The organism is Celeribacter sp. (assembly GCF_048259695.1).
Lineage (GTDB): Bacteria > Pseudomonadota > Alphaproteobacteria > Rhodobacterales > Rhodobacteraceae > Celeribacter.
The window spans coordinates 1-9,699 of record NZ_JBLXHL010000027.1; the positions used below are offsets into that span (position 1 = coordinate 1).

A 9,699-nucleotide genomic window follows, 5' to 3' on the forward strand; every position below is an offset into this window, starting at 1 on the left:
AATAGTGGCGATCCATGTCCGAGATCGACAGTTCGATTTTGTAAATGGTGGCATTTTGCGCCATGATCTTCGCAACCCTTCCAAGGTTCGGGCTGCCTACCCCGTCCGGCAAACCTTGGGAAGCAGATATGGAGGCTGCAAACTACCAAGCCGCGACATAGCGCGTACAAGGTAGGGGCCAGGGGGATGTATGACCCGGTCAGCGTTCCCGCCGGGTCAACCGCAGTCTCGGCCCAAAGCCGACCTTGGCCAGGATCACCGTTGCCGCAGCGCAGCTTCCCCATGCCGGACCTTCGTGGCACTGAGCAGGAAGGTCCAGGATCCCTAGGTTGGCAGTGCGGACAAAGTGTGAATTCGCTGCGGCCGCGCTAATGTCGCAAATGATTTACATGACCTGTCACGTGGGTATGGCTGTTTAGGAAAGCGCGACCAACTCCTTGAAGTCGGTCTCGCGAATGATGCGCAGTTGTTGACCCGCTTCGACCAGTTCTTCCGCTTTCCGGTGCTTCGACGATTTGTCGTGACCCGCGAGCTTCGTCACATCCACATCCCCCACGACGAGCATGGTCGTTTTCTTGGTGACGCTGTTCGCCACATTGCAGCCTACGGAAGCCGCAAGATTTGCGGCCTCACGGCGCGGTATGTCCAGCGCGCCCGTGAATACGATCACCTCACTTGCAAGCGGGCCGTCCGGGTTCCCGTCGCGCGTGATCGCAGCGGCTCCGCTCGACGACGGGTCGATGGGCTGCAAGACGCGTTTCTGGATCGCATCGAGATCGAGACCGCTTTCCTTCATCGCAGCGAGCATGACGTGCCCCGCGGCCTTTGCATCCTCAAGCGCGTTGTGATGCTCGAAGGTGTAACCGATCATTTTGCAGACGTTCGCGAGGCCGTAGCCCGATTTCGCGCATTCCGCCCATGTTCTCCGGGCGACGCGGGCCGAGTCGAGCCAGGTGCAGGCCGGGGTCGGAATTGCCCAGCGGCCCGCCGCTTGATGCATCGCAACACGGTCGAAATGTGTGTGGGTGACAACGACCTGCGAGCCAAGAAGCCGTTCGATGTCCACGGCGACTTCGTTGAACGTCGGCGCGCCTTGCACATCGCCTTCCGTGATGCCGTGGATCGACATGTTGACGGGATCGAAGAAGTCGTCCGGGTCTATAAGCGAGTACCATTCAGACGCGAGGGTACCGTTCTCGAAGGCGGCGACTCCGATTGAACAGATAGACGCCATGTCGGCGTTTGCGGTTTCAACGTCTATGGCAACGAATCTCATAGCGAAATTTATCCCTCATTGGTCTAGCTGGAAACGTAACGATGCATGTTTCGTCTGCCAACGCACTCCGTTGATCTGTCCAAGCATTTGCCTTCACCAAAGCCGCCCTCCATGCAGATCGCAACATCGGTCCCTTCGGGCTGGGAGCGTACATGCGGCGGTGCGCCGACCTGCTCGCCCAGGTTAGGCGGTCCGCCTGGCGCAAGCGACCCAAAGCCGCCTTTGACGGCAGGCGCTGGCTACGCCTTGTGTCGGTCCGGGGGCGGACCTTCGGGCTCGGCAAAAACTCTGCAGCGCAACTGATGCAAACCGATCATACGTTGCCTTTAGATGGACGAGCCTTTGTTCCCCAGCCTATACAGTCATTGATGATTGCACACAATTTCGCCAAGTGATCAACTTGGCGAAGACTGCCAGAAGGCTAGATTGCAAATGAAGATCGTCGCGAAAGTCGCACGTGGGCCGCAGAAGGGTGAGGTTGTCACGCCGCATCGACACGAAGATGGGACATATGTTGTCTCCCCTACGCGCTTCGAAAAAGACTACATCCGTGTAGCCAGTTTGGAAGACTTTGCATCGCAAATTCAGAAAGGTTTGAAGGGCCGCATGTCTTCGCCTGCTGTAAAAGGTCCGCGTCTGTTTAGCCCAAAGTCGATAATCATCGAGAGATGACGGCCCATACCTGCCTTTGACCAGTGCCAACTATTGCTGCAGTCGCAGCCTGCCGAGTTGGCATTGATTGTCAATGCATCAACCGAATTTCGAAATGGAATACATCTTACAATAAATCTTTCGAGGCCAATTCGCTAGGAGAGGTGCCTCCCACGTTGCCAAAATGATTACTCGTTAGTGGACTATTTTCCGACAGCCTCCTGCCATTCTTTCAGGATCTGAGTGAAGATGTTGTGGTCAAAGTTTCGGATACTAAATTCGCGAACTTCCCGGCCATCATCCCAAGTTAGAAACGCAGAACTAATTGCCGAAATCGGAACGTCACCAACATGCGTGGCCTCCAACCTCGGCAAAATATTATGACCATAAAGTCCCTCTTCCTTCCATTTTCTGAGTAGGGCAGTGGGTGACACCAACTGTTCTCTCACAACGTCACGTTCGATTTCCAGCCACACAGCACCTTGCCAGCGACGAACATACGGGACAAAGAAATGCCAGGAGCTCACCGGAAACTGCTTCTCATAGCTCTCCGGATCGAATCCATCAAAATCAAATAGACTTATACCTCCAATAGTCCGAGAGATTGGGTAATTTTTCGGCCCATTGGCAGTATTTGACCTCTCTCGATCATGGATATCGGGTTCTACTAATATTGCCTGAGCTTCAACGATGGACAGTAAGCGGTCAGGACGTGTGGTGTGCCACAAACCGCCATAAAGCCTGCTTTGCAGTTCCCCCATACTCCCCATATCCAGGCTCCTTTCGTGCTTTATTTCTATCGCCTTCAGTCAGTAGTAACGCTTGTAGTCCGCCTCAATCCCAGCTAATTCGGCAAGTTCGTCGAGAATATGGATACACAGGCTCATGAGAAGCACTGTTCGTCCTGGATCATCCCAACCTTCGACACCGTGCTTGCCTCCGTGGAAGAGGTTGTTTCGAACCGTTTTCAGGAGACGCACGACTTTCTCTAGTTCAGCTGGCTGATCGTCAAAGCCGACTGGAATGAACTCAAGCCTGTGTTGCCCAACAATCTGACGCTGTGGGGCCTCGACAACTAGCTGCGAGCCCGCGGCCGAGAGGTTATAGGCTGCTTCGTACTTCTCGACGAACTGGTCCCATCCAGGTTCAGCGCGTGAGCCTAGAGTTTGCTTCTTCAAGAACCTGTTCTCTTTGAGAGCGAACTCAAACCTCGAAAACCAATAGAAGAATTCGAACGCTAGGCTGCGCACGTCAGGAGCGATATCCTCAAGTCTCATCATAGCCTCCTTTGTTGTACCGCCTTCCAGCCCCACTCCTAGGACATGATGGCCTGGGCCCCCGCTAGTCAAAAGCTAGGGCGCGCGCGGTGACGGCCCTAACCCGACCTTCACGCTAGATGCGGCGGATGACTCGTCCTCGACAAAGCTGCCAATTATACCTTGCGCCACACCATGGCCGAAGAAGATGCAGACAATACAGTAGTTGCGAGTGCCCGCAACTACTCATGTCAAGTGCCTACCCGCGCCGCTATTTGTCGAATTAACCGGATAGATACTCAAGAACGGACGCAATTGCGGCATCTCGCATACGTTGTGCCCGCACGTCTCCAACGTAATGCGCTTCCTTAAGTTTGCTTTCCGTTGCCGCCAACACATCGCCAACTGTCGCCAAGCCAAGTTCATCGAGCTTGCCACGTTGCCAAGGGGTGATATCCAACACTGTGTTCGGCTTGGAGAGTTGGTACTCCAGATCGAAGCCTTCTTCGATGCTACTTAGATCTAAGCCTGAAGATGTTAGTGGGGAGAATGCAGGATGTTTCACCCCGAACTCGCTCATTCTCTTCTGTGTTAGCGAAGTCGCGATATTAAATGCGGTGGATGCAGGATTCGACTCTAGTGCGAAAAGGCACCCAAGATTTACTAAGTACCTCTTGCCAATTTCACTTCTGGTCGCACGTATTCCATCGGAGTGCTCCGTTAGAACTCCTGTGTAACTAAGTATCCTCAATCCCTCCTTGGCGATTTCCGGAGCATCTCGATGAACCCAGATATATGAGGTTGAATTCTTCTCGCTTGACAAATACATGTCATTCTTCTGCTTGAGATCAGGCAGGACAGTGTCTTCAATGAAATTCCGACCCCAATCAATCATAGGCTTGTGGCCGATATACTTATCGGACAGCGCTGAATGCTCGGACCAGATATCTGAACGGTAAAACTCTCGGATAACCGCGTTCACTTCAGCAGACGACATGCGTGGCGCCTGAGAGATAGTCTTGAGGAGAATCCTCGGGTTGCCCGTTGCGGCATAGGCCAACGTGGCAAAATTTTGACCATTCTTTGAGATCGCCTTGAGCATCGAAGCTTCGGCTTGCTTCTCAACAATGTTGCGCATGCTGGATATATACTTATCAGACCCAATGTCTCGATTGATCGACAGCATCGTCGCATCATGCGTCGGCTGAAATATATCTCCAAAACTTGTAACTCCAGGGTAAACCGCCGCATTGCACGTAATGCAGTGACTTCGAAGATCCCGGAACAGTGTGAAAAACTGCCTTTGTTGAGAGGGTAGGAATATATGCGCAGCTTCGTCCATAAACAGGGAAAATCTAGATACTCCAAGCTCTTCGGATAAATCTTCCAAAGCTTCCTTAAGCTCTTCTACGTCAGGAATTCTGCTGAAATCTATTTTTTGATCTGGGTGCTTCCAAGATGCCTCGTAGGCCTTGATGATGCTCTCGAGGCCGTCTGTGTTCGAATATCCTCGCGGAAGGCCGGCGAGCACGTTCGCGCTTTGGGGAGGCGAGGCAAGGAGACCCATTTTCTGAACTTTACGCAATATCGCTCGACAAATACGCGCAAGCATCCAGTGGCGAAATTGTTGCGGATCATCACTTCTCAAGAGAGAACCACTCACGAACGTAACATAGACTGGGACGATTTTCTGAGTCTTGAAATCTTTGGCAAGCTCTTGCTCAGCAACCCGCATCAAAAATGACTTACCGACACCACGACTCCCGATGAGGACGGTCGGATTTCTCCCCTTGAGCTGGCTCACTATTGACCGATCCTCATCAGTTTCGACGAAGTAGTTCAATATATTTGCAGGTCCGATATCCTCAGTCCTGAAGAAAAAATCACTCATTGCTCTTTCCCTTCGAACTGCGCTTGCACTGGAGGTAGGTCGCCAAAATCTCCGAGCATCATATCTTCCACCACATCCCTCTGTGAGCGTTCGGATACTCTAAGATAGCGGCAAGTGAAAGCAAACTTAACTACACGCAGGGCGGTGTCTGCCCGATCAACCCAAGCATCAAGAATTTCGGGGCTATATGCCATTTCTCCATCAATTCCATCAAAGGAATTCCTGTTTCCGTGGACAAACTGAGAGCATTCTCGATACAAAGCCTCGGCCATCGCGCGATACTGCTCGCAGTGCTCTTTCATTTCAGGAAAAAATGCGCCGGAAAACGTCTTTGACAATACACCATTCTCATTTGATATGATCGAAGACCAATTCGAATCCTTTTGATCCTTCATCCAAAGGTGCATGTCGATTTCGTGAGCAGAAAAGAGAATACAACAGAGAGAAAGTTCGAAGAACAACCTCAAGCTCACATGTGCTTGCCGGTATTGCGCGACGCTTGCGGAGTATAAAGCGTGCTGATACTCTATCTTTGCCAGACGGAACATCTCAGCCTCGGCGCGCCCCTGAAGAAAAACCTCTAGGCATTCGAGGTCTTTTATGGCGTTATGCGCCGACGTGAATGCGGCAACCTTTTCATCATCATTCCGCAGGTCATCTAGAGACTTTCGACTGCGGTCCAGAATTTTAGTATAATAGTCCACGGTCAACGCGCGGCTCTCCAATTTCTCGTCTATGATCGCATTGCTTTGATGGGCTGACGTAAGCGTGTTGGATAGGCTGTGGTAGCTTTCCTCGACACTCCCAGTTCTTCGGCTGGACTGCAACCTTCATTCATTCGTTGCAGAGCATTGACCCAAGCTCATCGGCGCTCCTTGGTCCTCATTGGGCGGTTCCCTCATCTTCGTGTTGACTCGCCAGCTGAGCAGGTCCCGGCGTTTGTAACGCCCGCCAGGCAACAGGACCGATCTGGAAAGGGCGTTGCATTGACCGTTCTTCTGCGCATTGCTGCCGTCCATTCTGGACGCAGCGAACGGCAGCTTCCCGCCCTTCGTGTCGACCCTGCTGGCGTTGCTGCGCCAGGCGCACAGGTTCGCTTAGGGCTGCAAGAGGTCGCGCGGCCCTGTCCTGAGAAATTCTCAGCGTCGAAGTTCTTGATCGGGAAGCGCTCTCGGGCAAGATGGTCGCATTGATCTATGAATTGATGCGACCTTTGCCTTGGAGGAGCCATGCCGCGGCCTGATCCAAACGATTTCATTCGGCTTTTGTCTCGAGAACTACCGGCCTGCGAAGTCCTCGAGCGAATGCATGTTCCAACGAGTCTTTGGGCGAATTTCGCGCTTGAGGCCGCCGCCTCCACTTTGCCGCTCAGCGTGTTTGCTGGCGATGTCTCTGATGCGACAGCCTGGGTGCCGCCGGATCTCGGGCTGGTCAGTGCAAAGGAAAGTAGGCGCCTTTGGGAGGCTATTTTAAATGCGCTGCCGTTGGAGCCGTTGGAGGATAGGGACAGCGGGGCCGCGGGCGCGTCAGAGAGTTCCGGTAGGTCGGGCGGCTATCAGGGCGGGTCTGGTGGGGCCATAGCGCTACCAACCCAGCGGGTTTCACCCCTAACTGCGCTTCTGAACAAAGCCGCAGCCAAGGCGCGACAGCAGGCGCGAAGGGTCATGGATCGGTTCGCCAGAGACGGCGGGAACCCCAGACGTCAGTTCCAGCTGCGTGCGCAACTTCATGAAGACATCATCCGCGTGAAGGCGGACCTTGCCGCTCAAGTCGTCATGTCCGAACAGATCGTAGAAAACCTGCGTGAAATCGAACGTCTGGTGAATAATGGCTCAATGGGTTTCGAGCAGGCCCGAGTTGAAATCGAGGCCTTGGTGCGTCTTATAAAGCATCCGAACAGGAAGGCACCCAAAGGCATTGCAAAGCGCACCTGGGAGGCCCTGTCCCGCTTGTCCGTGCTCATTACGTTGCTTTCCGCGCCAAATAACTGTGAAGTCGCCACGGTGATGGCGCCGCAAATCAATGTAGTTGTCGAGGTTCAGGCGCCCCCGCCGGCGGCTGAGCGGCCGGTCGTCGAGGGTGAGTGGGTTTGGTCGTCGATCAACACCGACAAAACAAGTCTAACGTTGCGGGTGGGGCCTTCGAAAGACCACGATGAGATTGCCCAAATTCCGAAGGGGCATCCAGTCGAGAGAAAAGAAGGCACCCAAAAGAACGGTTTCATGCTCATCCGTTACGTGGATGCCAATGGTATCGTCCGCTCCGGCTATGTGGCGGAGGCCTATTTGCTTCGGCTCTACTGAACCCGCCTCGGGCCGGGCCACCCGACACGCCGCTGCACTATTAGCGCCGCGTCCATGTTTTCCGCATAACTCCGCGTCGGCTCGCCGACCTAGATGAAACACATCAAGCTGCGCTCAGAATCCGGAAGCACTATCGTGTGGATGCGGCCGACCTGGCGTCCGTCCTTGAACGCCTCCCAGTCGTTGTCGCCGTCGTCCTGGCCCGCGATCATCGTTCGCTTACGTGTTCACATGCGACGCACAAGGTAACGAAATAGCTTGCATTTCCCATGCTCATGCCCATCGGTAGAATGCACGGACAGTGAAGGTATAGATTATGAAATTTTCTGTTAAGCTTATTGCCCTTGGCGCTCTTATGTCGCTGCCGACTTTCGCAGCCGCGGAATGCTATGGAAGCGGCAGCTATTACTCGTGCTACGATACCTCGGGAAACACTTATAATGTCCAGCGGTATGGCAACACAACCAGCGTCCAAGGGTACAATTCCCAATCAGGTTCGAGCTGGTCGCAGGACTCTTACCGGTCGGGCAACATGACGCAGACTTTTGGGCGCGCGGCCGATGGAAACGCATGGAACTCGACTACGATCACATCCCCCGGTATGAGCAATACTTTCGGGACCGACTCAAACGGCAATTCCTTCTCCACAACGTGCACGTCACTCGGCTGCTGGTGAACGATTGCTTGGCGCGGGTCACCCAAAGCAGGGCCCGCGCTCACACTATCGCGTTGATTCCAATGATGTATCTCTAAAGAAAGGGCCCGGCGCGATGGACGGACGCTTGCCAATTCGGCGTCGGGCCCAGCTCAGGTCGGGATCTGCACCCCTACCCGATCCATGGCCTCCCGGTAATAACGCAGCGCGAGGCGGTCGAGCACGCCGTCGCCAGGCACCAACCGCGCGATCGCATCCGGCACGGACTGCTGCGCATGGTAGATCGCGTGTGCCTTGATAACCTCAAATCCGGCGTCCGGCCCCTCGAGCAGCGCCGCCTCGACGCCGGACTTGATGGCCGAATGTAACGCCTCACGCGCCGCCGCCTCGATCCTGATGCCGGTGAAGGCCTCGAAGGCCGCCGCGCCGCGGTTGATGATCAGCATGAGCGCGATGCCGAGCAGCCCGGCGATCGCCTGCACCAGCTCCGGGCTGGAGAAGAGAGCTTTTATGAAGTCCATCTTGGGTACCTTTCGGGAGGCGGCAGAGTGCCGCAGAGAGGACCAGCGCCAGACGCCAGTCGGTGATTGGGAGAAAGGGCATCAGCAGGCGCGCCAGACGCCCGCCGTGCCAGTGGCCTTGCCAATTGACCGAGGGCGCGAGCTCGGCTGCAGCGGTCGAGCCATTCCAGCACCAGCTAGGGCCGTGCTTCGGCTTGAAGCCGTTGCCGATCTTCAGCAAAGACTTCTCGCCGCAACCGCACGGGCAGAAGAAGATGAAGTTTTGCTCGCCCTTCTCTTCCGGCCCGCTGATCCAGAACGAGCCGCGCACCTGGTCCTGCAGGAAGGCATTTCTGTCGCGGTAATGGACGGCGCGGGTCATGCGGCCCACCCCAGCGGTGCCCACGCACTGTCCTCGACCTTGAAGCCCGGGCAGAGCTTGTTCGCGAATTCGTTGTGCCCGGCGATCCGGCGGATTTGCGTGGCGTTGCAGGCCTTGGCGATCACGCCTCGCATCGCCTCTCGCGTCTCGGCAGTGTAGAAATCCTCGGCCGCGCCCATGTGGGTCACGGTCTTCACCGGGACCATCGAGTAGCCGAGCGAGCCCGCATTGTGGCCGATGACATTCGCGCCAATCTCGGACCAAGCGCGGCCTTCGATCACCTCACCATCCGGGAAGATCAGCCCGTGATAGCCGATGTCGCGCCAGCCATTGCGGAGGTGCCAGCCGCGGACCTCCTCGAACATCTGCCGGTTGGACTTGCCCTTCCACCAGGTCTCCGAGGTCGCGGTGGTGTGCAGCACGAACAAGCTGACCAGGTAGCCAGCAGTTCCTTGCAGAACCTGCTTCTCGTGCGAGACCCAGCCGCCCCAGCCCGGCGACACCGTGACATCCTCGATGATCGCACCCGCCCGCGGCCGGCCCTCTCCCTCGACCAGAGCGCGCAGCCCGCGGTCAAGCTCGGGCGTCCAGACGCGGCTGACCGGTCCCGCCGAGAGATAGCCTAGGTCGATGATCGCCTGATGCATCTTCTCGACCGCATCACCCCAGCGGCCCTCGTGCGCCGCCAGCAGCGCGCGCATCCCTGCCTCGGTGCGCGGCCCCCAGAGGCCGTCTTCAGGCCCGGCCGAGAAGCCGAGCGCATTCGCCCCCGCCTGGAGGGCGCG

Annotated in this window: 8 protein-coding genes and 1 pseudogene; 1 reads left to right on the plus strand and 8 read right to left on the minus strand. The window is 55.8% G+C overall.

The annotated features are described in order from the left end of the window. Window positions 1–415: 415 nt before the first annotated feature. The 5 genes from ACN0Q0_RS16525 to ACN0Q0_RS16545 all read right to left on the minus strand — a co-directional run bounded on the left by ACN0Q0_RS16525 (window position 416) and on the right by ACN0Q0_RS16545 (window position 5,784). A complete protein-coding gene (locus ACN0Q0_RS16525) occupies window positions 416–1,276 on the minus strand; it encodes an exonuclease domain-containing protein (protein ID WP_343502374.1) in 861 nt (286 codons plus the stop codon). 854 nt (window positions 1,277–2,130) lie between these two features. Then, entirely contained in the window at window positions 2,131–2,697 is a 567-nt protein-coding gene (locus ACN0Q0_RS16530; protein WP_417244387.1) for a hypothetical protein, read from the minus strand. A 39-nt stretch (window positions 2,698–2,736) separates the two neighbouring features. Next, window positions 2,737–3,207, minus strand: a complete 471-nt coding sequence (locus ACN0Q0_RS16535; protein ID WP_417244388.1) for a hypothetical protein — start codon at window positions 3,205–3,207, stop codon at window positions 2,737–2,739. A gap of 259 nt (window positions 3,208–3,466) precedes the next feature. After that, window positions 3,467–5,074, minus strand: coding sequence for a hypothetical protein (locus ACN0Q0_RS16540; RefSeq protein ID WP_343502378.1), 1,608 nt, complete (start codon window positions 5,072–5,074; stop codon window positions 3,467–3,469). After that, window positions 5,071–5,784 (minus strand): hypothetical protein, encoded by a 714-nt coding sequence (locus ACN0Q0_RS16545; RefSeq protein ID WP_343502379.1) that lies wholly within the window; start codon window positions 5,782–5,784, stop codon window positions 5,071–5,073. Before ACN0Q0_RS16545 ends, ACN0Q0_RS16540 begins: the two co-directional genes overlap by 4 nt. 519 nt (window positions 5,785–6,303) lie before the next feature. Here ACN0Q0_RS16545 and ACN0Q0_RS16550 point away from each other — a divergent pair. After that, window positions 6,304–7,377: an SH3 domain-containing protein gene (locus tag ACN0Q0_RS16550; protein ID WP_343502380.1), complete on the plus strand. Its 1,074-nt coding sequence runs from the start codon at window positions 6,304–6,306 to the stop codon at window positions 7,375–7,377. A gap of 807 nt (window positions 7,378–8,184) precedes the next feature. Here ACN0Q0_RS16550 and ACN0Q0_RS16555 read toward each other — a convergent pair. From ACN0Q0_RS16555 to ACN0Q0_RS16565, 3 genes and pseudogenes are all read right to left on the minus strand, one after another. Continuing rightward, on the minus strand, window positions 8,185–8,553 hold the full coding sequence (locus tag ACN0Q0_RS16555; RefSeq protein WP_343502381.1) for a hypothetical protein: 369 nt from the start codon (window positions 8,551–8,553) through the stop codon (window positions 8,185–8,187). Window positions 8,554–8,668: 115 nt separating this feature from the next. Continuing rightward, a pseudogene (locus ACN0Q0_RS16560) lies at window positions 8,669–8,914 on the minus strand (DUF6527 family protein); the annotation flags it as partial. After that, a partial coding sequence (locus tag ACN0Q0_RS16565; RefSeq protein ID WP_417244389.1) for an N-acetylmuramoyl-L-alanine amidase occupies window positions 8,911–9,699 on the minus strand: 789 nt, incomplete at its 5' end. The gene ACN0Q0_RS16565 and the pseudogene ACN0Q0_RS16560, both read right to left, overlap by 4 nt.

Coding starts and splice junctions, on each gene's coding strand:
- ACN0Q0_RS16525 (WP_343502374.1), bottom strand. CDS start 1,276: ATGAGATTCGTTGCCATAGACGTTGAAACCGCAAACGCCGACATGGCG.
- ACN0Q0_RS16530 (WP_417244387.1), bottom strand. CDS start 2,697: ATGGGGAGTATGGGGGAACTGCAAAGCAGGCTTTATGGCGGTTTGTGG.
- ACN0Q0_RS16535 (WP_417244388.1), bottom strand. CDS start 3,207: ATGATGAGACTTGAGGATATCGCTCCTGACGTGCGCAGCCTAGCGTTC.
- ACN0Q0_RS16540 (WP_343502378.1), bottom strand. CDS start 5,074: ATGAGTGATTTTTTCTTCAGGACTGAGGATATCGGACCTGCAAATATA.
- ACN0Q0_RS16550 (WP_343502380.1), top strand. CDS start 6,304: ATGCCGCGGCCTGATCCAAACGATTTCATTCGGCTTTTGTCTCGAGAA.
- ACN0Q0_RS16555 (WP_343502381.1), bottom strand. CDS start 8,553: ATGGACTTCATAAAAGCTCTCTTCTCCAGCCCGGAGCTGGTGCAGGCG.